The sequence below is a fragment of the Nonomuraea recticatena genome (assembly GCF_039533245.1).
Taxonomy (GTDB): Bacteria; Actinomycetota; Actinomycetes; order Streptosporangiales; family Streptosporangiaceae; genus Nonomuraea; species Nonomuraea roseola.
On record NZ_BAAATE010000037.1, the window covers coordinates 23,668 to 47,931 of the forward strand.

The window sequence follows — 24,264 nt, forward strand, 5'->3', positions numbered from 1 at the left end:
ACCTCCATGACGACCGCATCACCCCGTCCCATCCCTTCGACCTCGGCAACCAAGCCCCTCGCTCCTGACCTGATGGAAAGTGAAAACCTCATGACTGCCACCGACTCCACCACCCTCCCGGTTCTCGTCGTCGGGGCGACCGGCTCTCTCGGGGGCAAGGTCGTCGACGAACTACTCAAGCGCGGCAAGAACGTCCGTGCCCTGGTTCGGCCGACCACCGACGCGAGCAGGCTCGAAAGCCGGGGTGTCGAGATCGCCCGCGGCGACATGCTCGACCTCGACTCGCTCGTCGCCGCCATGAACGGCGCCGATGCCGTCATCACCACCGCCGCCGGCTACACCCGCGGCGGCAAGAACGCCCATGACATCGACACCGTCGGCAACGCCAACCTCGCCGAGGCCGCCCACCGCGCCGGCATCCGACGGTTCGTCCTGACCAGCATCCTCACCAGCGACCAGACCCCCGATGTCCCACACTTCTGGCACAAGAAGCTCGCCGAGGACAAACTCGAACAGCTCGGCGTCCCGTTCCTGGCACTGCGCCCGGGGGCGTTCCTCGACCAGATCGCGGGCATGGCGGGCGACCCGATCGACAAGGGCCGCCTGATGTGGATTGGCAAGACCACTGTCCCGCTGACCTTCGTCCACACCTCCGATCTCGCGACGTACCTGGCAGCCGCAGTCGACGCCGAGGCCGACGACGGTGAGCGCATCGACATCGGCTGGGATCGTCCGGTCAGCATGCGCGAGGTGGCCGACCTGATGGGCGGCAGGGCCGGAAAGAAGATCAAGGTGTGGGCCGTTCCTTCCTCCGTCGCCCGCGCCGCAGGAGCCGTCGCCGGCCGCTTCATGCCCCTGATCAAGGACATGGCCGCGATGTTCGGCTGGTTCGACACCGGCCGCTACGTCGCCGACGCCCGCCGCCAGGAGCAGCTGTTCGGCCCCGTCCCCACGGCCGAGGACGTCCTCGCCCGGTACAGCGACGAGCTGGGCACCGCACGGCACCGGTGACAGGCCCGCCTCCCGACGCCTATACCAGGACACCTGAGGCTGCCGTTCAGCGCCAGTATTCGCCGTTCTGGCGCCCCCCACGCGACCTTCAGGTCATTTCAGGCCGTCGACGAAGATCTTGGCCACCTTCGTCAGGGCCGGTTGCGCGACCGCCGGATCGAGGAAAGGGGCCCGGTAGCCGGCGGCGTCGACGAGGCCGCCTCCGGTTGTCGTCCCCCGGAACGCGACCTCGACCGTTTGGTCACCGACCAGGACCTTGACGAGCATCTCCATCATGGGAGGCGCGCTCTTGTCGTAGAGCTTGGTGGTGCTGGAACGCACGACGAACGCTTTTTCCCCGAGCCCGGACAGCTCCTGGCGGGGTTCGTACACGATGTGGAGGCGATCGTCGCCGATGCCGCCCTTGGCGTGGTAGCGGTCGTACTTCTTGGCGTCGCGATCGAACTGGAACGTCGATCCGGTGTCGCCCCCACCCCAGCGGACCAGGCGGATGGTCAGTTGGCCTCCGCGCGCGGTGAACTCATCCCCAGGCCGGTGCTTGACGGCCTCCTTGACCGTCCAGGTGCAGGCGGTCTGCTTGATCCTGCCGTCGTTGGTACTGACGGACGGCCCGCCGGCGGCGGGGAAGAACGCCGACTCGATCTGCTCGGCGGTGACGATGCCGCAGGGCCCGGTGAGCTTCACCTTGTCGGCACTCTTGGCCATCTCTGCGGTGATGAGCTCGGTGACCTTCCCGGCCGCGGCCCGCGTCTCGTCGCCGGAGGGGTACTTGGCGCCGGTCCGGTTGTCGCCGCCGTAGGTGACCTTGATCAGCCAGGGGCCCTGCCGCACGAACACCTCCGCCTTGAGGCCGTTCATCCCGATGGAGGACTGGCTGTAGGAGGCGTCGCCATACTCCAGCGCCTTGAGCTCGCCGAACGCCGAGCCTGAGGTCCTGCCGTCGATCCGCTTGCCGTCGCGGACGTTGACTCGCCGCTCGTGCGCTTTCTTGTCCCGCTCGAAGCGATCTGCGGCGTATTCGACGGCGCTGAGCGCCTCTGTGCTCCTGGCTTCCACGGCGATGCTCAGCGCGCGATAACCGAGGACGCCGTCGCCGACGTCCATCTTGCTGTTCGTCCAGCGGCAGGCCGCTCGCTTCTCGGTGTCGGCGGCCGCCCCGGTGGAGGCGTCCTTCCCCCCGTATCTGGCGTCGGCTACCAGGCTCTTACGGAGGTTGTCCGGTACGGCGGCGCAGAGCTGGTCGCCAGTGATCGCCCGGAGTTCCACCGCCTCGGTGGTCTTCGCCTCCTTGGCCGTGGGCGACCGGACCGGAGCGCTCCGGCCGGAGACCGGGTTCGCGGGCGGGCCGGCTTCGTCACGGCTCAGGAGCAGCCAGGCCCCTGCCAGTCCGCCGAGCAGGACGACGCCGAGCACGACGAGGACGGCGATCAGCGGCCCCTTCCCTCCCCCTCCGCCGCCGTTTCGCTGAGGAGGAGACCACTGCCCTCCCGGGCCGCCCTGCGGGTGGGGCGGCTGCCCGCCGGGACCAGGAGGCCACCGTACGCCCGGTCCTGTCCCGCCCGGTCCTGTCCCGCCTGGTGCAGGTCCACCCTGGGCGGGGGGCGGGAAGCCGCCGGAAGCCCAGGGCGGCGCGACGTGCCGGCCGCCCTGATATCCGGGCGCGCCGGACCCGTGAGACGGCGGGTGAGGGGTGGACATCGGACGAACCTCCAGAGCGGGCAAGCCTGCCGCCCCTGAGATGACAGGCATACGACGGGAAGGCGTGCTTCGCCCCTTTTGCGCCCCCGATGCGAGCCTACGGACGACGGATATGCGGGAGTGTCAGGCGAACGCCTCTCACCGCGATTACGGTTTGGTCGATCGTTAGGATTTGTCCGAACGAAATCGACGGGAGCGAGGTGACGGGGTGGCGCAGGAGGCGATGCGCCAACTGGTCCGCTTCGGCCGCCAGTACGCGGCCGTCATGCGTCTGGTGACGCTGGTTCCCATCTGCGCGATCGCGCTGTTCCGCTCCGCTCCCGGCAACCTCGCGCCCACCGCCCTCGTCGTCGCCGTCGCGGCGGCCTGGACCTGTGGTTACGCGTGGTGGCTCGGCAGGGGCCGGGGGAGCGTCCCGGTCGTCCTCGACGTTGTCGTCCTGCTGGGGCTGGCCGCGTGCGTCTGGTGGACGGACGCGATCGAGGACACCAACACCGGCTGGCTGCGCCTGCTGGTCCTCTTCATGTGCGTCACCTGCCAGTGGCACACCCCCGTGCTGGTGGGCGCCGCCGCGGCGCTGGCGGCCGGAGGCGGGACGGTGGTCGCCGTCGCCGTGGCGGGCGCGGACGCCAGCGTGATCCGAGGGCTGCTGTGGGCGCCGGCGGCGGCCGTGCTTTCCCGGGTGGCCTGGACGCTCCTGCGGCGGGCCGCCCACCGGGCCGACCTGGCGGCCGACGAGGCCGCGCGGGCGCGCGGCCGATCGCTCGTGGCTGCTGCCGTCCGCGCCGAGGAACGCGAGTTCGCCAACGCCCTGCACGACACGGCGGCGACGACCCTGCTGATGGTCGGCATCGGGCAGGTGCGCTCCGACGCAGGCTGGCTGCCCGCTCAGGCCCGCAGGGATCTCGACAGGCTCGCATCGGGCAGCAGCCCGGCGCACCCGCACGCTGATGTCGTGGAACTGCTGCGCGCGGGCCTCGACGCGGTGCCGCTGACCGTGGAGTTCGACGCTCCCGGGGAGGTGCGCCTGCCGTACGACGTCGCGCGCGCGATCGCCGATGCGGCTGGAGAGGCGCTCACCAACGTGCGCCGGCACGCGGATACGACCCGGGCGACCGTACGGCTGCGTGGCGACTCCCAAGCGCTGCGGCTCGACATCGCCGACAGAGGAAGGGGATTCTCCCCGGCGCAGGTGCCGGCCACCAGGTACGGCCTGCGCGAGTCCGTCCATGGACGGATGACCCGCATCGGCGGCACGGCCACGATCACCTCCGCCCCCGGCGAGGGCACCCTGGTACGGCTGGAGTGGCGCGCCGGTGACGGCTGACCTGTTCGAGGCCGCGTTACGGCACGGCCTGCGGCTCGCGACGCTGCTCGCCGCCTCGGCGATCGTGTTCGGGCTCGGGATGGTGAACCTGCTGCGCCACATGGACCGCTATGAGCCCGCGCTCGCGCAGTTCGGCGCCATGGCGGCACTCGGGGCCGTGCTCGCGGGTGAGGCGGCCCTGCTCGTCCGGGGAAGAACGTGGCACCGGCTTCGCGGGCTCGCCATCACTGTCGTGCTCGGCGCGTCGGCTCTGTCGTACGCGGCCCTGCCGGGCAGGAGCACCTCGACCGAGATCGACTGGGTGTTCGGCGCCGCCAACTGGGTGGGCGTCGTCGTCCTGCTCGATCGGCCGCTGCGCTCCTGCGTGGCGTTCCTGATGGCCCACGAGCTCACTGCCCTGCTGCACCTGCTCGTCTTCGATCACCCCACCCAGCAGGCGCTGGCCAGGTTCGCCACCGGTTCGGTGAGCGTGGTGGGCTTCCCGCTGTGCGTGGCGGTGATGGCGGCGATCCTGCACCGTCTCAGCGCGGTGGCGGCGGCCTCGCACCTGGAGATCGAGCGAGTACGGGCTTCCGAGGCCGGTACGGCTGAGGCGCACCGGCGCAGGCTGCGACGGTACGGCGAGCTGTCAGTGGCCACGATTCCGCTGCTGGAAGGGCTCGCCGACGGATCGCTCGACCCCGGAGATCCGCAGGTTCAGCGGCGCTGCGCCATTGAGGCGGCCCGGATGCGGCGGCTGTTCGCCGAGGCCGACTCCGTCGCCGACCCCCTGCTGCACGAGTTGCGTCACTGCGCCGACGTGGCCGACCGCAAGGGTGTCGCGGTGGAACTGGACGCCCGCGGCCAGTGGCCGGTGCCGCCCGTGGCCGTACGGCGCGACCTCACCGAGGCGGTGCTGACTGTGCTGGCCACAGCCGCCTCACGGGCACGGGTCACCGTCGTGGGCGATGCGGACCTGGTGTCGGTCAGCGTCGTCGCCGACTGCGACGAGGTGACGGCGCCGAACCCGGCCTCGACCGGTGTCCGCGTCGAGGCGTTGTACCACGACGACATGGTCTGGATGGAGGCCCGATGGCAGCCGACGAGCTGATCACTGCCGTGATCGTGGACGATCACGCGGCCATCGCCGCCGGAGTCGGCAGCTGGTGTGCCCACGCCGTACCGCCCATCGGCCTCATCGACGCCGGAGACCGGCTCGCCGACGTCTGGACCGGGCCGGGGGCCGCCGCCGATGTTGTGATCTTCGATCTGGAGCTGGTGCCCGGTCTGCCGAACTTCGGGGAGCTTCGCAGGCTGGTCGACATCGGCAGGCGCGTGATCGTGTATTCGCAACACACGGAAGACGCCATCGCCATCAAGTGCGTCGATCTCGGCGCGCTCGCCTACCTGACCAAGCGGGAGGGGCCTGAGCACCTGGTCCCCGCCATCCGGGCGGCCGCGCGGGGTGAGCCGTACACCACGCCCTCGCTGTCCGGGGCGTTCATCGCCGACACCGCCGCCGACCGGCCTCGGCTGTCACAGCGTGAGGTCGAGGTGCTGCGGGCGTGGTTCGTCTCCTCCTCCAAGGAGCTCGTCGCGGCCAAGCTCAACATCGCGGCCAAGACTGTCGACACCTACATCACACGGGTGCGGGTGAAGTACGCCAACGTGGGTCGGAGCGCCCGCACCAAGAGCGAACTGGTCAGCCGCGCCCTCGACGACGGGCTCATCACGCTCGCCGAGCTCAACGAGACGGAGGCCTCGTTGTAGGTCGTTCGCCGGACATCGGTACGCCCGATGTCTCCGTAGGGTGGTGATCTGCTGCGGTCAGGTCGCGAGGATGCCCACTCCACGGGGCAGTGGGCATCCCCTTACGCGGGGACGAACGTACGCCGGCCTGCTCCCATGAGCGGACGTCTCCTTGCCTGCTCCCGGCCACAGAGATTCGCATGCGCCATCGATATGACAGGGGGCCCTGATGGGACTGGAGATCAACATCCTGGGGCCGTGCGAGATCGCGGCGAACGGCGAGCCGGCCGTGCTGGCCGGTGAGCGGCGGGTCGGGGTTCTGACCAGGTTGGCACTGAATGCTGGGCAGCCGGTCTCCTCGGAACAGCTGCTCGCCCAGGTATGGGGCGATAGCACGGCGACGACGGCGGGTAAGCAGCTGCACATCGTGGTGTCGAAACTTCGCGGCCTGCTCGCACCGCACCAGGGCGACGACATCATCGCGACCGTCTCCGGCGGGTACCAGCTGAACCTCCCACGCGAGCGCATCGACGTCCATCTGTTCTCGCTCCTGGCCGGCCGTGCGCGTGACGCGAAGGCACAGGGCGAGATCGAGACGGCGGACGGGCTGTTCCAGCGGGCTCTGGCCCTGTGGCGAGGGGATGCCCTGGCCGGCATGACAGCCTCGTGGGCCGAGGCCGAGTCGGCTCGCCTCGAAGAGGAGCGCCTGACCACGTTGGAGGACCACGTAGACCTGCGCCTGGCAGCCGGTGATCACCACGCGGTCGTACCGGTGCTCACCGCCCACGTCGAGGCCCACCCGCTGCGGGAACGTCCGCGAGCCCAGCTGATGCTCGCGCTGTACCGGGCCTCCCGTCCCTCGGAGGCGCTCGCCGTGTACCGGGAGACGCGCCGTGCCATGGCCGATGAGCTGGGTGTCGAACCAGGATCGACGCTGCGCCGGCTGCAGCAGGCGGTACTCCGGCGAGATCCCACGCTCGACCTCGACACCCCGGCGCAGCGAGCCACGCTCGGCAGGCCCGTCATCCCCACCGAACTCCCCGCCGACATCCCGGCGTTCACCGCGCGGGCCACGGAGATCGCATGGCTGCGCAGGACGCTCACCGACACCCGGCCAGGGCTGCCTGCCGTCGCCGCGGTGCACGGTCCCGGTGGGGTCGGCACATCCGCGCTGGCCGTTCACGTCGCGCACGCCGTCGCCGACCGCTTCGCCGACGGCGTCCTCTACGTCGACATGGGCGCCGCCACCGCCGGGCGCCGGCCACTGCCGCCGTACGAGGCCCTCGGCCGGCTGCTGCGCTCACTCGGGCTTGACGGCGCCGCCGTACCGTCCACCCTGGACGAGGCCGCTGCGCGGTACCGCTCGCTGACCTCGACGCGTAATCTGCTCGTCGTCCTCGACAACGCGCTCGACGCCGGGCAGGTCCGGCCTCTCATCCCCGCAGGGCCCGCATGCGCGGTGATCATCACCAGCCGCCAGATCATGGCCTCGCTGGACAGCACGAGTCATCTCGAGCTGTCGAGGCTCGACCACGCCGACGCCACCGCGCTGTTCGTCCGCTTCGCGGGTCCCGGCCGGGTCCATGGCGAACCGGAAGCGGCGCAGCAGATCGTCCGGCAGTGCGGCGGCCTGCCCCTCGCGCTCCGCATCTCGGCGGCACGCGTGGCTGCCAGGCCCGATCGGGCACTGTCCTGGCTGGCCGATCAGCTCACCGACCCCGACCGCCGCCTCGACGCCCTCGAACATGCCGATCTGGCCATCCGCCACAGCATCGCGGTCAGCCTCCAGCACCTGCTGAGAGGGCCCGCGGGTCATGACGCCTCCCAGGCGTTCCTGAGGCTCGGGTCGATGGAAACCCCCATCCACACGGCGGCCGGCATCTCCGCTCTCACCGGCTGGCCGGAACGCAGGGCGGAAGCCGCGCTCAACCACCTCCTCGACGCCCGCCTCCTGGAGTCCGCCGGACCCGGCCGCTACCGGATGCACGACCTGATCCGCCTCTACGCCCGCGAGCAGGCCGCCCGTCACCTCTCCGGACCCGTGCACGCCGCCGCCATCGGACCCGGCTGGACACCGTACTTCTAGAGTCTTCCGGGTCGTGTGTCAGAGGTCCGGTGGTCGGGTCCAGCCGTCGGTGCCGAGCACGATGCGGATGGCCGCCCTGGTGAGCGGCTCGAGAGCGGCCTGATCGACCTTGTCGAGGGTGTCGGCCGAGTCGAACAGGTACATCGGCGCCGCCAGGAAGTGCACCCGCGGCACCTTCTCGGGAAAGAAGAACGCGCCGTCCGTGAGCGGCATCGGGTCGAAGATGTCGGGCCGTACGACGAACGACCGGCGCAGGTCCTCGGCGACGAGCGTGTCATGGACCAGCTTCTCCAGCCGGGGATCCTGGGTGGTGAACCACCAGCGCGGCTCGGGATCGGCGGTCGGCACCAGAACGCCGTCGACGATCTCGCACCGCAGGGCGGCGTGCTCCAGGTGAAGCTGGAGCACGACCTTGCCGAGGAGGTCCCTGTTGGCGGCGATGAAGGCCCTGGTGCCGGCCGCATGAGCCATGTGCCCCGCCGTGAGCAGGAACAGCAGGTTGTGTGGCCGCCGCTCACGCGGCACCTGCGACCAGTACCGCGCGGCGGCCAGCACGAGCGCCACGCCCGAGGCGTCCTCCACCGCCGAGGCCCAGGGCGCGTCGTGGTGCGACCCGATGATCACCCACTGGTCGGAGCGGCCTGGCAGCACGCCGGTCACGTTGCGCGAGACCGCCGGCCGTACCTCCGCCTCGACGCTGAGCGTCGCGGTGCACGGGCCCTCGGACATGAGGGCGAGCAGCCTGCGGGAGTCGTCGCGCGACAGCCAGACCGCGGGGAGGGGCCGGCGGACCGCGTCGTAGGGCACGTAGTGGTCGCGGCTCTCCCACGGCATGCCGGTGAAGGCGCCGACGAAACCCGCGGCGCCGGCCTCGATCGCCGCCCCGAGGCCGGCCATCGCGTCCAGGTCCATGGGCAGGATCTGTTCGAGGTGGTCGAAGACGCCCTCGGGATCGTAGAACGACGTCGCGGCCTCACGTAGCAACGCCTGGGGGAGCCGGCCGAGCACGCACTCCTTCACCACGATCGCGCCGGGCTCGGGCGCGCGGGCCAGCGGCGCCGTCACCCGCGCCTTCTCCATCGTGTACGGCAGCGCGAACGCCGCCACCTCGACGATCGTGGCCGGGTCGGCGTCGAGGTGGGCCCGCAGCGTGGCGCCGACCGGGTGCCAGGCTTCCAGCTCGACTGGCGGCAGCCGTACGTCCCGCAGCCCGAAGTCCGCGAACAACCCTGCGGCCCACTGCGCCACCCTGTCGTCGGCCGGATACCCGGGGCGGCGGACGCCTTCGGCGACCACCGTCTCGATCCACTCCATCATCTGGGCCGCACTGGACACGATCACGAAAGAGCCTCCTGACGTCGTTCGGCGAGCTCGGCCGCGACCCGCTCCGACAGTTCCCTGGTCACGGGGTAGGCGAGGAAGACCGCAGCGCCGGCCAGCAACACGGCGGCAGGCAGCAGCGTCATCGCGAAGACGATCCCGTCCAACGCCTGTTCGCTCTGCCGGGCGCCGCCCACGTAGCCGGTGAACGCGAGCGTGTAGGCCACCATCGCGCCGCCCAGCCCAGCGCCCGCCTTCGCGGCGAAGGCGGCCAGCGAGGTGAACGCGCCCTCCGCGCGGTCGCCGAAGCGCCATTCGGCGTAGTCCACGAGCTCGGCGATGGTGGCGTTGGCCGCGGTGAGCGTCGCGCCGCCGCCCACGGCCGTCAGCCCCATCAGGACAAGGACCAGCGTGACGTTCGAGTGCACCAGCCAGATCACCACGGACGGCGCAGCCGACAGCATCAGCGCCCCCAGCAGGGCGGCCTTGAGCCCGATGCGCCGGATCAGCGCCGGCACCAGCAGCGCCCCCAGCATCGTCGGCGCCACCATGGCCAGGGCCGCGATGCTGATCAGCGACCTGTCGCCCACGTTGTAGGTGAAGTAGTAGACGCTGGCGCCGCCGGCCGCGATGGCGGTCGAAGCGCTGAGCTTGGCGGTGACCAGGACCATCGCCGCCCGGTTCGTCAGGATCAGCGTGACCAGCCGGCGCAGGCCGTACCGCTGCGGATTCACCGGGCGGACGCGCTCGCGCACCCTTCCCGGCACGATCGCCATGATGGCCAGCGACGCGAGGACCAGGCAGAGGGCCCAGACCTGCTAGCCCGTCCGCTCGTCGGCGAACGAGGAGACCACCGGGATGGTCGCCACGTTGATCACCAGCACGCCGAGGATCCGCCCGAACGTCGACAGCCCCGCCAGGCGCGATCGCTCGGCGGTGTCGGCGGCCATCGTCGGCAGCAGTGAGATGAACGGCAGGTCGACCAGGTCCGCGACGAAGCCCCAGAGCAGGTAGGTGACCCAGGCGGCCAGCAGCGGCCACGGCGTCCGGAGGGGAAGGAAGAAGACCGAGAGGAAGCTGACGGAGGCCAGGAGCGCGCCGGTGAACAGGTATGGGCGGTAGCGGCCGCCGTGCCTTTCGGGGAGGTGGTCGATCACGTACCCCATGAGCGGGTCGCCGACCGCGTCAAGGAGCCTCGCCACCAGGAGCAGCGTGCCGACGGCCGCCGCGGCCAGCCCGACCACGTCGGTGAGATAGATGAGGACGTAGGAACCGATGGTCCCGCTCAGGAGGTTGATCCCGAAACCGCCGCCGAAATAGGCGAGCCGCTCGCCCCTCGTCGTCTGCCCAGTTAAGACGGCCATGACCGAGCACCTCCGTTGACACGGATACCGTTGGCGGAAAAGATACGGTCGTCCGTACAAATTGGGAAGAGGACGGATGACTGACATCGACTGGGCGCGGCGGCTGGCCCTCGAACCCGGCGCTGCCGTACCGCTCTACTACCAGCTGCGCGAGCGCCTGCGCGCGGTGATCGCCGGCTGCGCCCCCGACACCCCCATCCCCGCCGAGAAGGACCTGATGACCTTCGCGGGGGTCAGCAGGGCGACCGCGCGGCGGGCGATCGGCGACCTGGTCCAGGAGGGCCTGCTGGTGGCCAGGCAGGGCAGCGGCACCTACACGGCGCCGCTCGGGGCCGCCTCCGAGCTGGGCGCCAGGCCCGCCGGCTTCACCGAGACGATGGCCAAGCTGGGACGCAAGCCCACCACGCGGGTGCTGGAGGCCAAGCCGCGGCCCTGCCCCGTCGCCGTGGCGCCCGCACTCGGTCTCGAGGCCGGAGCGGAGATCGTGTTCCTGGAGCGGATCAGGCTCCTCGACGGCGAGCCGTGCATGATCGAGAGCGCCCATCTCCCTTCGGAGCTGGTGCCGGGCATCCTGGACGAGGATCTGACCGGCTCGCTGTACGGGCTGCTGCGGCTCAGGTACGGGCTGAGCCCCACCTCGGGCAGGGAGACGATCGGCGCGGTCAACGCCGACTACCGCCTGGCCGAGCTGCTTCACGTCCCCATCGCCGCGGCCCTCCTGGCGACCAGCAGGACCACGGCCACCGAGGCGGGACTGCCCCTGGAGTACACGATCCGCCACGCCAGAGGCGACCTGGCCGTCTTCTCCGTCGATCTCAACGACGCGAAGAACGTCCTGCTCGGCCCGGCCAGGCCATGAGCTCCTTCGGCGAGTGGACGCTCCTCCACGGCCTGCCCGCGTTCTCCTACACCATGGACCAGGAGCGCGACCCGCGCGCGTTGTGGGACCCGATCCTCGACCCGCCGACGAGGCGGCACGTCGTCCACCTCGGGAACCGGCGGATCACACTCGTCGCCGACAACTACGGCCGCTGCGACCTGTTCGACGAGCACACCGGGCTGCGCTGGCTGACCCGCGGCACCGGCGTGAGCAGGATCGGCGAGCTGTCCACCGCGGGATCCACGGCCGAGCGCCTGTTCGGGCCGACGTTCGCGGTGGTCCGAGTGGCCGACGAACGGGTGTCGCTCGAGCGCACGGTGCTCTGCCCCGAGGGGGAGCAGCCGTGGGTCCTCATCCGGCTGCGGGTGCGCAACCTCACCGGCGAGCCGGTACGGCTGGCGCTGACCGAGGAGTGGGAGTCCCGCCCCGCCGACGTCAGGCTGATCAGCGGTCCTGTTCCTGCGGCGGATCCCGGGCTCGAACTGGAGCTGCTGGGAGGGGAAAGGACCAGGTCGGGGCGGCTCACCGTCACCCTCGACCTCGAAACCGAGACGATCGTGGAGTTCCGCTACGGCCTCCTCGCCGAGGGCACCGCCGGATTCGAGGGGGCCGCCGGCTTCGAGGAAAGCCTGGGGAAGCTCGTCGCGCGGCTGCCGCGGGCGCATGCCGTACAGGCTCCCGAAGCCGAGCGGGAGATTCCGTGGCACGCGGCGCTGCTGACCGGTGGCGCGTGCGCCGACGGCGTGCTCGGCGGCCACACGCTGGACCAGGGCTCGTGCTACTCGTTCAGGCACGGTTTCAACGGGGCCGCGCGTGATCCGCTGCAGCACGCGCTGCCGCTCGTGTACACCGAGCCCGACCTGGCCCTGTCCGTGCTGCGCAACACGTGCGCGTGGGGGAGCCCCGACGGTGACCTGCCGTACGCGCTACGGCCGGACAAGTCGCCGTGGACCGACCTGTTCCGGCCCTCCGACCAGAATCTGTGGGCGCTGTGGCTCGGAGTGGAGTACCTGGCCGCGACGGGAGACGTGCGGGCGTTCGGCGAGGCCGTGCCGTACCACCCTGTGCACGCCGCAGAGGCGGTGCCTCTCGGAGAGAACCTGCGCCGCCAGTTCCGCTTCTTCGCCGACGTCGTCGGCCGGGGCGAGCACGGGCACATGCGGATGCTCAACGCCGACTGGAACGACCTGGCGATCTCCATGAGCGGCGTGCCGAGGGAGGAGATGATCGAGCACGGCGAGTCCGTGCTGAACTCGGCGATGGCCGCCTGGGTGCTGCCTCGCTACGCGGCGCTGGCCGAGCGGCTCGGCGACCACGCGACGGGGGCTGAGGCGCGCAAGCTCGGCGAGGAACTGCGGGACCTGGTCGCCGGCGAGTGGAACGGGCGCTGGTTCCGCCGCGCCTACGGTCCCGGAGCCGTGGTCGGCGAGGACGACCTGTGGCTGGAGGTCCAGCCGTAGGCGATCCTCTGCGGCGCCGCCTCGCCCGTGCGGGCCCGCGGGCTGCTGGAGCGGATCAAGGACACGGCCGCCGCGGGATCACCGCTGGGCGCCAGGGTCAGGTGGCCCGCCGCGCCGGGAGCCGACGGCGCGATCTGGTACGCGATCAACATGACACTCGTCTGGGCCGCCGCCGCGCACGCTCCCGAGCTCGGCTGGGCCTGGTGGCGGCGGATGTCGCTGGCCGCGCACGCGGCGGCCTACCCCGACGTCTGGGAGGGCACGCTGTCCGGGCCCGACGCCTACCTGCCGCCGGAGTCGGTCCGCCCGGGCCGCACCTGGGACCTGGTCGGCCTCGGCGTCGCCATGCAGGCCTACCCGGTGGCCAACCTGCACGCGCACGCCCAGCCGTTGCTGGCCTACCTACGGCTCCTGGGCGTCGAGCCCGACATCTCAGGCGCCCTCCGCATCGGCGGCGGCGCCTCGTTCGAGAGCAGGGTGCTGTCCGTCGGCGCCGCACCCCATGGAGGGACACCGGCATGAGATGGATCAGGCGCGCGGTCGAACTGCTCGGCGAGATCGAACGCACCCAGGAGGAGGCGATCGAGGCCGCGGCCGCGATCGCGGCCAGGGTGATCGGCAGCGGGGGCGTCGTGCACACCTTCGGCACCGGGCACTCCCGGATGGGCGTGGAGGAGATGTTCCCTCGGTACGGGCTCCTATCCGGGCTTCCATCCCGTCGTGGAGCTGTCGATGACGTTCTACACGCAGGCCGGCGGGGCGAACGGGATGCGGCAGGCGATGTTCATCGAGCGGGTCGAGGGACTGGCCGAGCAGATCCTTACCAACTACGAGCTGCGCCCGACCGACGCGGCGATCGTGTTCAGCGTCAGCGGGCTGAACGCGGTCCCGATCGAGATGGCCATGGGGCTGCGCAAGGCGGGCGTGCCCGTGATCGCGGTGACGTCGATGCGGGAGACGAACGCCGTCGAGCCCGGCCACCCGAGCGGGACCCGCCTGGCCGACCACGCCGATGTGGTGATCGACCTCTGCACACCCGTGGGCGACGCCTTGTGCAGGATCGACGGGCTGACCGAGCCGGTCGGCCCCGGCAGCACGGTGGCCGCCGTCGCCGTGGTCAACGAGATCAAGGTCCGTACGGCCGAGCGGCTGGCCGAGGACGGCCTGGTTCCGCCGGTCATCTCCAGCGCCAAGCTCGTCGGGCCGCGGCGAGCCGAGGAACTGTTCGAGGCCGCCTATCTGAAGCACGCCCGCAGGGCGGCCGAGGTGCTGAGAAAGCCATGACCGTCCTGGTGACCGGATCGCACGGCGGCATCGGCAGCGCCTGCATCGGGGCGGTGGAGGCCACCGGCGGCACGGCGTTCGGCGTCGATCTCGCCGACGGCATCGACATCACCAGGCCTGGCGACAGCTAGGGCAGGCTCTTCTGGGCCGCGTTCTCCCATGAGGGGTTGGTGCCGATCTCGGGAGGGGAGCCGACGAAGGCGCCGCGCGCGGTGGAGTCGCCCTGGAGGGTGTACATCAGCCACGCGGTCAGGTACCCGAGGAAGCCGCCGCCCGAGCCCTGGATCGTGTTGTGCCCCGCCCCCTTGAGCATGGCCTTGGCGGCGGCGCCGGAGACGGCGTTGTAGTAACCCTGGACGGCGGAGTGCGGCGAGATCAGCCAGTCGTTGCTGCCGCTGAGGAACAGCACGGGACAGGTCAGCTGATCCACGAAGAACCTGTCGCCCGACCCCACCAAGCCAGGGGCGGGCAGGGCGATCGGCACCACCGACGTGATCAGGCCACCCGACTTGGTGGCCGTGTTCACCGATCCGCCCGCGCCCTGGGAGTGGCCGACGGCACCGACCTTGGTGACGTCGAGCTTTCCGTAGAAGACGCTGGCCGGATCGGCGTTCCTGTCGACCAGGTACCGTGCGGCGTCGATCATCTCCGAGCCGGTGCCTGTCGTCTTGTCCGTCGAGGCGACCACCGCGAAACCCCAGGACGCGAGCTGGTTGAGCACACCCGAGTACTGCGAGGGCACCGCGTTGGTTCCGTTGCCCCACGTGATGATCGGATGCCTGAAGCCTCCGACGCCGAGATCGGCCGGGTAGTGGAGCTTGTACGCGGTGCCGACGTCGGCGGTGGCGACCGTCCACGGTCCCGCAACCCTGTAGTGCGACTCGATCGTGGCGGTGGCTCGCGCGGGGGAGACCATGATGCCCAGTAACAGCACCACGGTGGCCAGAAGCCTCATACAGCCTCCACATGTTGTACGGATGACCGTATCTTTCGTCGAAGCTGGGCCGCTGTCAATGCTCGATCCACCGGCGACGGCCGGTCTGCCGGGGATCAGGAAGCTGACGACGAGGCGAAGATGCTGAGCCACGGGGTGCCGCGTCGTGGTGGCCCGCCGCGGTGACGCCCGGCCCACTCGCTCTGGGGCCTGCACGTCCGGGCGGGACCAACGCGACGAACATCCGGACCATGTGCGGAGTGTCACCGTTCCGTGTACATCCGAACGGAAGCTGCCGGCTGATCCCCGGGCCTGGCATCGTCGAATCATGGTCGCCGTGAGGACTTCCAGGACCCCGCTGTTCCTCATCTCGGGTGCCGTCGCGCTCGCGTTGGCCGGATGGTGGCAGTACGCCGCCCTGTCGGTGCTGGCGTGGGTGGGCGATCTGGTGCTCGCGGCTCAGCCCCTCACGGGCGCTCGCCTTCAGGCGCTGGCGGCGCCACGCCAACGGGCCAGCAGCTCGGCGTCGTCGGCGTCACCGTGCCAGCTTTCCGCCTCGGGAACCGCGTGGGGAAGCCAGGCGTCGTAGTCGGGCGCCTCAGGGGTCAGGTCGCGGGTGCCGTGCACCACGGCGCCGTTCTCCAGCGTGCTGATGGTCGGAACCCGGATGACCCCGCTCGGCAACAAGACGGCGCTCATGCCCGCTCCCTTCCGTCCCGCGAGGCGGCGCGTGGTTTCCAGCATAGCCTGCGGCTCATCGCACCCCTTCTGCTCACCCGATGCCGTAGCGATGGGCGAACCATTGGTAGGCCTGCTGGGCGGCCCGTTCCTCGCCGCCCATGAGCCTGATCAGCTGGCGGGCGCGGCGGGTGAGCACGCAGGCGAAGGCTTCAGCGAACAGCTCGCTGACGTCCTGCTGAAAGGGCGGAGCCAGGTCAGCTGCGCGCAAGGCGTGCAGCGTGATCCAGAACGTCGAGTGCGACGGGCGCGCTTCAAGATCGTCGAGGGCGTGGGCCAACTCGTGGGCGGCGACGCTGACGGAAGCAGAAGGCACGCTCCCCACCCCGATGCGGCGGCGCGCTGGATCGTACACGCCGGCGGACCTCTCCCAGGTGCCCTCCTGGACCGGTAAGGAGATGTTCCGTAGTCCCTCGTACCCCGGCAGGTCGGGGACCGCGCCTGGGCCCACGGTGATCCCGCCGGTCAGGTGTGCGGCCAGGCGGGAGGCCAGGGCTCGGGGAACGGTGGCCAGCGTCATGATGGTCAGCAGGCACTCGGCGGGCGGAAAGGCGGATGGATCCCAAGCTCGGATGAGACGCGGTTCCAGAGGGCCGACATGGAGCCAGCCGGGTCGACCTCTGCTGAACTCAGCCACGCGCGTTGCTCCGTGTCGGGGCCGAGTCGCGCACGCTCGCGCGGATCGAACTCGGGTCAGCCGTCATGGGGATGTCCGACGCCGGGGGAGTGGCCGAACGACAGCGGCCACGACGGCGCGTGGGGGCCGGTAAGTGAGGCCAGCGTGCGGGCGCTCTGCCTGCTGATGCCGACGGCATCGCCGAGCCGCCCCTTCCGGTCTCGTCACAGGAAGCTCCTCCGCTCGCGGGTGAAGAACAGGAAGGCATAGACGACGCGGTTCGGCTCAGCGGGGTGGGGGTGTGGGAGGCGCGGTGCTCTCGCGGACGACGAGTTCGGTGGCCAGCTCGACGCGGCTCTGGGGCAGCGGCTCGCCATGGGCCAGCGTCAGCAGCATCGAGGTGGCCGCGGCGGCCATCTCGGTGAGGGGCTGGCGGATGGTGGTCAGCGGTGGGATGGTCCACCGCACCGACGGCATGTCGTCGAATCCGATCACGCTGAGATCGTCCGGGATGCGCAGGCCGAGCTGATAAGCCGCGTGGTAGGCGCCGATGGCCTGGCCGTCGTTGGTGGCGAAGATCGCGGTTGGCCGGTCGGGCAGGCGCAGCATGCGGTGCGATTCGGCCAGACCGCCCTCGATGAGGAAGTCTCCCCGGCCGATCAGCTCCGGGTCGACGGGCACGCCGGCCATGTCGAGGGCGGTGCGGTAGCCGTCGAGCCGGGCTCGGCTGGACAGCGCGGAGTCGGGCCCGGTGATGATGGCGATGCGGCGGTGCCCGAGCTCCAGGAGGTGGCGGGTGGCCATGAGGCCGCCGTTCCAGTTGCCGGCGCCCACCGATGGGATGTTCCGTGCGGGAGCGTCGGCAGGATCGAGCAGGACCAGCGGGATCTCGTGGCGGGCGAGCTGTTCGTGCTGGGTCTCGGTCAGGCCGGAGAACACCGCGATCACGCCGCTCGGGCGGCGCCGCAGCACACCCTCCAGCCAGGCGGCCGCGGCGGTGTGGTCGCGGCGCAGGTCCGCTATCCCCACCGTGAGGTCGTGCTCACGCGCGACCTGCGCCACCCCTTTGGTGATTTCGACGGGATAATCGCCCTCCAGCGTGTGGAAGACGAGCTCCACCAGGGCCGTCGGCGGGGAGCGGCGGCGCTGGCGGCGGTAGCCGTGCCGGCGGATGAGCTCCTCCACGGCGGCGCGGGTTTCGGACGAGACCTCGGAACGGCCGTTCACGACCTTGGAGACCGTCGCGGTGGAGACTCCGGCCAGCTCGGCGAGCTGAGCGATGGTGAGAGGGGACGACTCCGTGGTCATGGCGGCAGTCTAGAGCGAGCGGAAGGACCGTTCGTTTCCGGCCCGCGAGGTGACGGGGACCGTGGCCGCGCGCGTGCACGGCATGTGTCGGTGTCGGTGTCGCTGGTCGCGCCGTACGCTCCCGCCGTTGATGGAGGGGCGGCCCGGACCGCCGGGCCGCCCCCGAACGGCGTCACGCCATCAGCGCTGCAGTGTCAGCAGACCCGGCCGGTAGGGCAGGAGGCCGTAGTCGCCGCCGGAGTTGGGGTTGCGCCCCTGGTAGAGCAGCTGCAGGTTGCAGGGATCAACGGTCATGGTCTGATCGGCGCCGGCGCGGACCAGCTCGCCGTGGCTGATGTCGTTGGTCCAGGTGGCGCCGCTGTTGGCCTTGCCGGCGAAGGGGTTGCTCTCGGTGGCGGCCTGGGGTGTCCATGAACCGTTCAGACTGGTGGCGGTGAACGAGCGGAAGTAGCGGCCCTGCGAGCCGATCGCCTCGACGATCATGAGGTATCGGTTCTGGCCCTGCAGCTTGTAGACTTGAACGGCTTCGAACAGGTTGTCCGTCGTGTCGCTCATGATCACCGTCGAGGTCGTGCCGAAACTGCCAGGGAAGTTCCCGATGGGCATGCCGGCCCGGTAGATCTTGCCGTTGTCCCCGGCGAAGAACAGGTACATGTTCGTGCCGTCACCGATGAGTGTCTGGTCGATGGGGCCCGTGCTGGAGCCGGTGATGCTTCCTGAGAAGAGCACCTGCTGCGCCGACCAGCCATTCGGGTTGGTGGGGTCGCTGGAGGTCCTGTAGGAGAAGGCGGTCCCGCCCCACTGGTAGGCGAGCACCCAGATGTTCTTCGGCGCGAAGTAGAGGAGCGTGGGCGCGACTGTCGAGGAGGACATCGTGTTCTGGCCGGCCGAGGCCATGTCGGACCAGTTGGTGAAGGGGCTGAAGTTCATCGACCCCCATCTCGTGCCCGTGTCGTGCGTCGTGGCGTAGACGAGGTGCCTGCCGTTGTAGGGGGCGACGGTGAAGTCCTTGAGCGAGACCCAGCCCGACTTCGGGTTCGCGAGCGGGCCCGTCGAGGTCCAGCGGTACGTCGACGGTAGATCGCACGTACCGGGATTGCCGCCGTCGACCCGGACGAGCTGCCACTGCTGGTTGGCGCCGTCCCAGTCGTCGTACTGGACGATGTTCGCGCCGTCGGCGGTGGAGGCGCCCTGGACCTCCAGGGTCTTGTTGCTGTGGCGCGAGATGAACCGCACATGGCCGCCAGAGCTGTCGGCCAGCCGCCACTGCTGGTTGGCGCCGTTGCCGTCGGCCCATTGCACGATCGCGCCGCCGTTGGCGGTCGAGAAGTTGTGGACGTCGAGCACCTTGCCGGAGTGGCGGGACTTGATGCGGTAGTACCCGCCGCCGGAGTCGACGAACTGCCATTGCTGCTGGTTCTGGTTGTTCCTGGTCCACTGGGTGATGCGGGCGCCGTCGTTGGTGGCGAGGTTGTAGACGTCCAGAGCCTTGCCGCTGTTGCGGTTCACCAGCACGTACCAGGCGTTGGTGTCGACGGCGGCCGCGTAGGCGGACTGCGTCTGAAGGACGACGAACAGGCTCGCCAGTAAGGTGGCCACCGTCGCGAGGACGGCCAGTGGTCTGAATTTCATGAAATTCTCCGATTCATCTGTCGACGGGTCGGGTCAGGGGGTGATGAGGTCGAAGCGGCGCACGGTGACCGCGCCGCCGAGGGACTTGGTGGCGTAGTTGAAGATCCCGAAGCGGTAGCCCATGAAGAACTGCCAGGCGTTGTTCAACGTGAAGGCGGGACCGAGGCTCACGAAGGTGCTGCCGTCGGTGCTGTAGGAGAAGCGGGCCTGCCTGCCGGACCCCGGCCGGATGTCGGCGCTGACCCGCAACCAGATCCGGCCGCCCGAGATGGCCGCGCTCGCCGCCTCGGTGCCGGTGCCGGTGGTCTGCCACGAGCTGTTCATGGTCAGGCCGTTGGTCATCACGACCCGGTTGACGCCGTTGTCGCGCCTGACGCCGATCCAGGCCGACTGGTCGCGCAGCATGGCCAGCCCGGCGCGGTCGCCGTTGGCCATCTGCGAGTGGTCGAGCTCGATCGTCGCCGTCGACGACGGGCCCTGGACGCGGTGGGTCAGCGTGTTACGGGCGTTGTAGAGGTCGCCTGTGACGGTCGCGGTCTGCAGGCGCAGGCCGTTGCCGGTGGAGAAGCGGCTGGTGTCGGGGTTGTGGTTCCACTCCCAGCGGTGCCCGAGACTGCCCGAGGTGAAGTCGTCGGGTCCGATCATGGGCGCCACGGTCCGGTTGGTCTGGATGTTCGGCTTGGGATAGGTGACTCCCCAGCCGCCGTTGACGGTCTGCACAGTCGGCCAGTCGTTGGTCCAGGTGATCGGCGCGAGGGCGGGGACCCGGCCGCCGGGGTAGGCGTCGACGAAGGACATGTAGTACCAGTCGCCGTTCTGCGTCTGGACGAGCCCGCCCTGGTGGGGGACGCCGCCGCCGGAGATGGGGCCCGGCATGTCGAGCAGGACCTGGCGCATCTCGTACGGGCCCCACGGCGAGGTGGAGCGGAGCACGTACTGGCCGTTGGCGGGGCGGGTCAGCCAGATGTAGTAGTAGCCGCCTCGCCTGTAGAAGCGGGCGCCCTCCAGGGTGCCGACGCTGCTCGGAGTCTGGAACACCTGCTGGGCGCGCACCTGGCTGAGCCCGTCGGCCGAGAGCTGGGCGACGCTGATGGTGCCGTTGCCGTAGGCGACGTACATGGTGTCGTCGCTGTCGATCAGCAGGCCGGCGTCGTAGTAGCAGTTGCCGATCTGCGAGCGCTTGGTCCACGTGCCGTCCACGGCGGAGGCGGTGTAGACGTAGGTCCGGTTGAACTCGACGCAGCCGATCCAGTAGTAGGTGGCGTTGCTGGGCCGGTAGTTCAGGGTCGAGGCCCAGATGCCCTTCACGTACGCCCGGCCGCCGGTGAGATCGTAGGCGGCCGAGTTGAAGTCGAGCCTCGGGACAGAATGGCCGGCGTACTCCCAGTCGACCAGGTTGTAGGAGCGCAGGATCGGCGCGCCCGGCGAATAGTGCATGGTCGAGGCCGAGTAGTAGTAGGCGTCGCCGACCCTGATGATGTCGCCGTCGGCGAAGTCCTGCCAGACGACCGGGTTGGTGTAGTCGCTGTCGCCGCTGACCGGGACGAGCTGCCATTGCTGGTTGTTCCCGCCCCAGTCGTCGTATTGGACGATGGCGGCGCCGTCGGCGGTGGAGGCGTTCTGGACTTCGAGGGCCTTGTCGCTGTTGCGGTTGATCAAGCGGATGTGGCCGCCGGCGGGGTCGGCCAGTCTCCATTGCTGGTTGGTGCCGTTGTGGTTGGCCCATTGGACGATGTTCGCGCCGTTGGCGGTGGAGAAGTTGTGGACGTCCAGGACCTTTCCGGAGTGGCGGGACTTGAGCCGGTAGTAGCCGCCGCCGGAGTCGACGAACTGCCACTGCTGCTGGTTGCCGTTGTTACGGGTCCACTGGGTGATCCGCGCACCGTCGGCGGTGGACAGGTTGTAGACGTCCAGGGCCTTGCCGCTGTTGCGGTTCAGCAGCACGTACCACGCGTTCGTGTCGACCGTCGCGGCCGACGCCTGGGGCGTGAGGAACACGCCCACGAGAAGCAGTGACGAGAGAACCGCGAGCACGCGCCTCACAGGAACCTCCAGAGGTTGTTGTCCGCGCCGTTGTCGTCGGCGAGCACGACCCGCGCGCCCTGCGAGGTGCCGGCGAGGCCGAGGACGCGTCCGCCGTTGGCGCACTGGATGCGGAAGGCGGCGGCCGACCCGTAGCGCAGCCGCCAGCGGTGGTCGGCGGTGCCGTTGTCGGCCCACTGCACGACGCGCGACCCTGCGGCGGTGCCCATGTTCTCCACGCCCAGCACCTTCTGGCTGTGGGAGTTGCGCAGCCGCAGGTAGCCGCCGGTGTCGACGATCGCCGTCCACAAGTGGTCGGCGGTGCCGGTGTCGCCCCACTGGATGACGATCGCGCCGTCGGCCGTGGACATGTCGGTGACGCCGACCACCATCCCGGTGCCGATGTTCTGGAGACGCCGCGCGCCGTTCGGCACGAACCGCCACTGGTTGTCGGGGCTGCCGTCGTCGGCGTCCTGGACGACCTGGGCGCCGTTGGCGGCCGAGCCGTTCTGGATGCCGAGCAGCTTGGAGCTGTGGACGTTGCGGATCTTGACTGAGCCGTCGCCGACGTCGCTGATCGTCCAGCGGTGGTCGGCGGTGCCGGTGTCACCCCACTGGAGCACCCGGGCGTTGTCGGCGGTCGACATGTTCTCGACACCGAGCACCTTGCCGCTGTTCACGTTGCGGAGCCGCAGGGCACCGCCGTCGATGACCGGGACCCAGTCGTGGTCGGCGGTGCCGTTGTCGGTCCACTGGAGGGCCAGGCCGCCGTCGGCGGTGGACATGTTCTGGACGCCGAGGGCCAGCCCGGTGGCCGCGTTGATCAGCCGGAAGCTCGCCGCGCCGGTACCGCCCTGGCCACCGGTGTTCCAGTAGACGACGTGGTTGTGGTCGTGCGCGTCGTAGAACGGCCCCAGCCGCACCGACGCCCCGTTGGCCGTGGCCGTGAAGGTCAGGGAGGAGGCGCTGGTCCGGGTGATCGAGGAAGGGGCCAGGGCGGGGGCTGACGACAGGCCGGTGTCGCCGTAATCGCCCGACAACACGACCGGGCCGTAGGTGACGGCTTGCACGTCGGGGTTGTCGTTGGCGGCCTTCATGACCACCCGCATGGGCAGCCGCACGGTCACGGTGTCGCCCGGCGCCCACGGCCGGGTGAGGTCGGCGTAGGTGCCCGGCGTGGTGGCGATGTTCTGCCGGACTCCGTTGACGCTGATCGTCGCGCCGTGGGCCCAGGCCGGGACGCGGACGCGCATCGTCCATGATCCGCTCGCGTTGCCGGTGACCTGCAGCGACGTGGTGTCGCCGACCGGATAGGAGGTTGTCTGGGTGACCGTGATGCCGCGCCGGCTCCAGTTGAGCGTGGAGGGCACGAACAGGTTCACGAACAGGGTGGTGCCGTTGTGGAAGTAGATCGAGTCCATCAGCTTGGTGTTGGTCTCGACCCCGGTGCCCTGGCAGCACCAGAAGGAGTTGTAGTCCGTGCTCCAGGTGCCTCCGCCCCAGGCCGGGCCGACACCCCGCCGTCCGCCGGGGTTGAGCGGGGTGAAGTAGGTGACGTGACCGTGTGCGTCCGCCGGGTTCTGCTGCCCGATCAGGTGGTTGAGCAGGGCGTTCTCGTAGTAGTCGAAGTAGTCGGCCCGGGCCGGCGACAGCAGCCACAGCTCCCGGGTCAGCTTGAGCATGTTGTAGGTGTTGCACGCCTCACCGGTGTCCCTGCTCAGGTGGGCGGCGATCGCGTGGGGTGCGCGGAAGTGCTCGGCCTGGCTGTTGGAGCCGTTCACGTACGTGTGCGCGCCGACGGTGATGGACCAGGCGTTGACGGCGATGTCGCGGTAGCGGGTCGTGCCCGTCGCCTTGTACTCGCGGGCCGCCCCGATCCACTTGGGCACCTGTGTGTTGGCGTGTAACCCGTTGAGCCGGTCCTGGCCCGCGGCCAGCGGATCGAACACGGCCGCGTGGTCGAACCGCTGGGCCGCGGTCAGCCACCGGGAGTCGCCGGTCATCTGGTACAGGTCCGTCAGGACGGCGTTCATGCCGCCGAACTCGGTGCCGAGCATGGCCTGCATCTGGCTTGGGCCGAGTCGCGACGTGCGTGCGTCCACCCACCCCGCCAGGGCCAGCAGCACGGTCCTGGCCTGGGTGTTGCCGATCAGCCGCCAGACGTCCAGCAGCCCGGCCAGGGTCTTGTGGATGCAGTAGTACGGCACGTTGCCGTTGGTCAGGGTGCGGTTCTCCACGGCCGTGATGTCCGACTCGGGGAAACCGGACAGGTAGCCGCTGGTGAATCCGGCGGCGCCGTTGTTCGCCTGGCATCGGGCCATCTCGGCCACCATGTGGTCGGCCTTGTCCCGGCAGGTGGTGTCGCCGAGCACGGCGTAGGCCTGCGCCCACGCCGTCAGGAAATGGCCCTGCATGTGAGACCGGAACGGGAAGCTGGGCGCGTCCCAGCCGCCGTTGGCCGCCGCGCCGTTGGTGGACAGCCGGTGGTTGGCCCTGAAGACGTACAGGAGCCGGTCGACGTCGACGAAGCGCAGGTAGCTGAGGGTGCGGTTCTGGTTGTCCAGCAGGCGACCGGAGGTCAGCCGGACCTGGCCGAGGTCGAACTCGTAGGCCGAGACGCCGATGTCGGATCTGGCCTGGGGGAGTGCCGCCAGAGCGGGGGATGTGCCGGCTACCTGGCCGGCGACCGAGAGCGCGGCGGTCGCACCTGCGGCGTGGAAGAGCTGACGACGGCTCAAGGACATGCGGTGCTCCTCGGAGATGGGGGGTGGTGACCGCCCGGGGGTCACGGGTTCACTCTCAGGTGAGTGTTAGCGTTAACATTTCATGGGTGACGTCGCCTGGGCTCATGGCATG

Annotated in this window: 18 protein-coding genes and 3 pseudogenes; 11 read left to right on the forward strand and 10 right to left on the reverse strand. The window is 70.1% G+C overall.

Annotated features, from left to right (window positions below):
* The first annotated feature begins 90 nt into the window (after positions 1-90).
* Entirely contained in the window at positions 91-1,011 is a 921-nt protein-coding gene (locus ABFX50_RS42445) for an SDR family oxidoreductase (RefSeq protein WP_346154920.1), read from the forward strand.
* 93 nt (positions 1,012-1,104) lie between these two features.
* Here the strand turns inward: ABFX50_RS42445 and ABFX50_RS42450 are convergent, their stop codons facing one another.
* Positions 1,105-2,424: a hypothetical protein gene (locus tag ABFX50_RS42450; protein WP_346154922.1), complete on the reverse strand. Its 1,320-nt coding sequence runs from the start codon at positions 2,422-2,424 to the stop codon at positions 1,105-1,107.
* 508 nt (positions 2,425-2,932) lie between these two features.
* Between ABFX50_RS42450 and ABFX50_RS42455 the strand changes: the two genes are divergently transcribed.
* The 4 genes from ABFX50_RS42455 to ABFX50_RS42470 all read left to right on the forward strand — a co-directional run bounded on the left by ABFX50_RS42455 (position 2,933) and on the right by ABFX50_RS42470 (position 7,850).
* Positions 2,933-4,036, forward strand: a complete 1,104-nt coding sequence (locus ABFX50_RS42455; RefSeq protein ID WP_346154926.1) for a sensor histidine kinase — start codon at positions 2,933-2,935, stop codon at positions 4,034-4,036.
* Entirely contained in the window at positions 4,026-5,126 is a 1,101-nt protein-coding gene (locus ABFX50_RS42460) for a hypothetical protein (RefSeq protein WP_346154931.1), read from the forward strand. The genes ABFX50_RS42455 and ABFX50_RS42460 overlap by 11 nt, the downstream gene beginning before the upstream one ends.
* Positions 5,108-5,785, forward strand: a complete 678-nt coding sequence (locus tag ABFX50_RS42465; RefSeq protein ID WP_346154934.1) for a response regulator — start codon at positions 5,108-5,110, stop codon at positions 5,783-5,785. Before ABFX50_RS42460 ends, ABFX50_RS42465 begins: the two co-directional genes overlap by 19 nt.
* 208 nt (positions 5,786-5,993) lie before the next feature.
* The gene (locus ABFX50_RS42470; RefSeq protein ID WP_346154936.1) at positions 5,994-7,850 is read left to right on the forward strand and encodes an AfsR/SARP family transcriptional regulator; all 1,857 of its coding nucleotides are present in this window, start codon (positions 5,994-5,996) and stop codon (positions 7,848-7,850) included.
* An 18-nt stretch (positions 7,851-7,868) separates the two neighbouring features.
* On the opposite strand, the gene ABFX50_RS42475 is transcribed toward ABFX50_RS42470, so the two are convergent.
* Positions 7,869-9,191, reverse strand: coding sequence for a M28 family peptidase (locus ABFX50_RS42475; RefSeq protein ID WP_346154938.1), 1,323 nt, complete (start codon positions 9,189-9,191; stop codon positions 7,869-7,871).
* Positions 9,188-10,621: pseudogene (locus ABFX50_RS42480) on the reverse strand (MFS transporter). Before ABFX50_RS42480 ends, ABFX50_RS42475 begins: the two are co-directional and overlap by 4 nt.
* Between ABFX50_RS42480 and ABFX50_RS42485 the strand changes: the two are divergent.
* The 6 genes and pseudogenes from ABFX50_RS42485 (at position 10,611) to ABFX50_RS42505 (ending at position 14,289) form a co-directional block, all read left to right on the forward strand.
* On the forward strand, positions 10,611-11,393 hold the full coding sequence (locus ABFX50_RS42485) for a GntR family transcriptional regulator (protein WP_346154941.1): 783 nt from the start codon (positions 10,611-10,613) through the stop codon (positions 11,391-11,393). The pseudogene ABFX50_RS42480 and the gene ABFX50_RS42485 sit on opposite strands and share 11 nt — an antisense overlap.
* Positions 11,390-12,874, forward strand: coding sequence for a GH36-type glycosyl hydrolase domain-containing protein (locus ABFX50_RS42490; RefSeq protein ID WP_346154943.1), 1,485 nt, complete (start codon positions 11,390-11,392; stop codon positions 12,872-12,874). Before ABFX50_RS42485 ends, ABFX50_RS42490 begins: the two co-directional genes overlap by 4 nt.
* A gap of 27 nt (positions 12,875-12,901) precedes the next feature.
* Positions 12,902-13,396 carry a hypothetical protein gene (locus tag ABFX50_RS42495; RefSeq protein WP_346154950.1) on the forward strand — a complete coding sequence of 165 codons (495 nt, stop codon included), beginning with the start codon at positions 12,902-12,904 and terminating at the stop codon, positions 13,394-13,396.
* Positions 13,393-13,551 (forward strand): annotated as a pseudogene (locus ABFX50_RS51550) (SIS domain-containing protein); the annotation flags it as partial. The gene ABFX50_RS42495 and the pseudogene ABFX50_RS51550, both read left to right, overlap by 4 nt.
* 25 nt (positions 13,552-13,576) lie before the next feature.
* Positions 13,577-14,158: pseudogene (locus ABFX50_RS42500) on the forward strand (sugar isomerase domain-containing protein); the annotation flags it as partial.
* Positions 14,155-14,289, forward strand: coding sequence for a hypothetical protein (locus ABFX50_RS42505; protein WP_346154954.1), 135 nt, complete (start codon positions 14,155-14,157; stop codon positions 14,287-14,289). The pseudogene ABFX50_RS42500 and the gene ABFX50_RS42505, both read left to right, overlap by 4 nt.
* On the opposite strand, the gene ABFX50_RS42510 is transcribed toward ABFX50_RS42505, so the two are convergent.
* From ABFX50_RS42510 to ABFX50_RS42540, 7 genes are all read right to left on the reverse strand, one after another.
* Positions 14,286-15,113 (reverse strand): alpha/beta hydrolase family protein, encoded by an 828-nt coding sequence (locus ABFX50_RS42510; RefSeq protein ID WP_346154957.1) that lies wholly within the window; start codon positions 15,111-15,113, stop codon positions 14,286-14,288. The two genes, ABFX50_RS42505 and ABFX50_RS42510, sit on opposite strands and share 4 nt — an antisense overlap.
* A gap of 462 nt (positions 15,114-15,575) precedes the next feature.
* Positions 15,576-15,791, reverse strand: a complete 216-nt coding sequence (locus ABFX50_RS42515) for a hypothetical protein (protein ID WP_346154958.1) — start codon at positions 15,789-15,791, stop codon at positions 15,576-15,578.
* 73 nt (positions 15,792-15,864) lie between these two features.
* On the reverse strand, positions 15,865-16,350 hold the full coding sequence (locus ABFX50_RS42520) for a hypothetical protein (protein WP_346154959.1): 486 nt from the start codon (positions 16,348-16,350) through the stop codon (positions 15,865-15,867).
* A 381-nt stretch (positions 16,351-16,731) separates the two neighbouring features.
* Positions 16,732-17,754 carry a LacI family DNA-binding transcriptional regulator gene (locus ABFX50_RS42525; RefSeq protein WP_346154960.1) on the reverse strand — a complete coding sequence of 341 codons (1,023 nt, stop codon included), beginning with the start codon at positions 17,752-17,754 and terminating at the stop codon, positions 16,732-16,734.
* A 180-nt stretch (positions 17,755-17,934) separates the two neighbouring features.
* Complete coding sequence (locus tag ABFX50_RS42530; protein ID WP_346154961.1) at positions 17,935-19,386, reverse strand: non-reducing end alpha-L-arabinofuranosidase family hydrolase; 1,452 nt, start codon at positions 19,384-19,386, stop codon at positions 17,935-17,937.
* A gap of 33 nt (positions 19,387-19,419) precedes the next feature.
* The gene (locus tag ABFX50_RS42535; protein WP_346154962.1) at positions 19,420-21,420 is read right to left on the reverse strand and encodes a family 43 glycosylhydrolase; all 2,001 of its coding nucleotides are present in this window, start codon (positions 21,418-21,420) and stop codon (positions 19,420-19,422) included.
* A 5-nt stretch (positions 21,421-21,425) separates the two neighbouring features.
* Positions 21,426-24,152 (reverse strand): beta-L-arabinofuranosidase domain-containing protein, encoded by a 2,727-nt coding sequence (locus tag ABFX50_RS42540; RefSeq protein WP_346154963.1) that lies wholly within the window; start codon positions 24,150-24,152, stop codon positions 21,426-21,428.
* Positions 24,153-24,264: the final 112 nt, after the last annotated feature.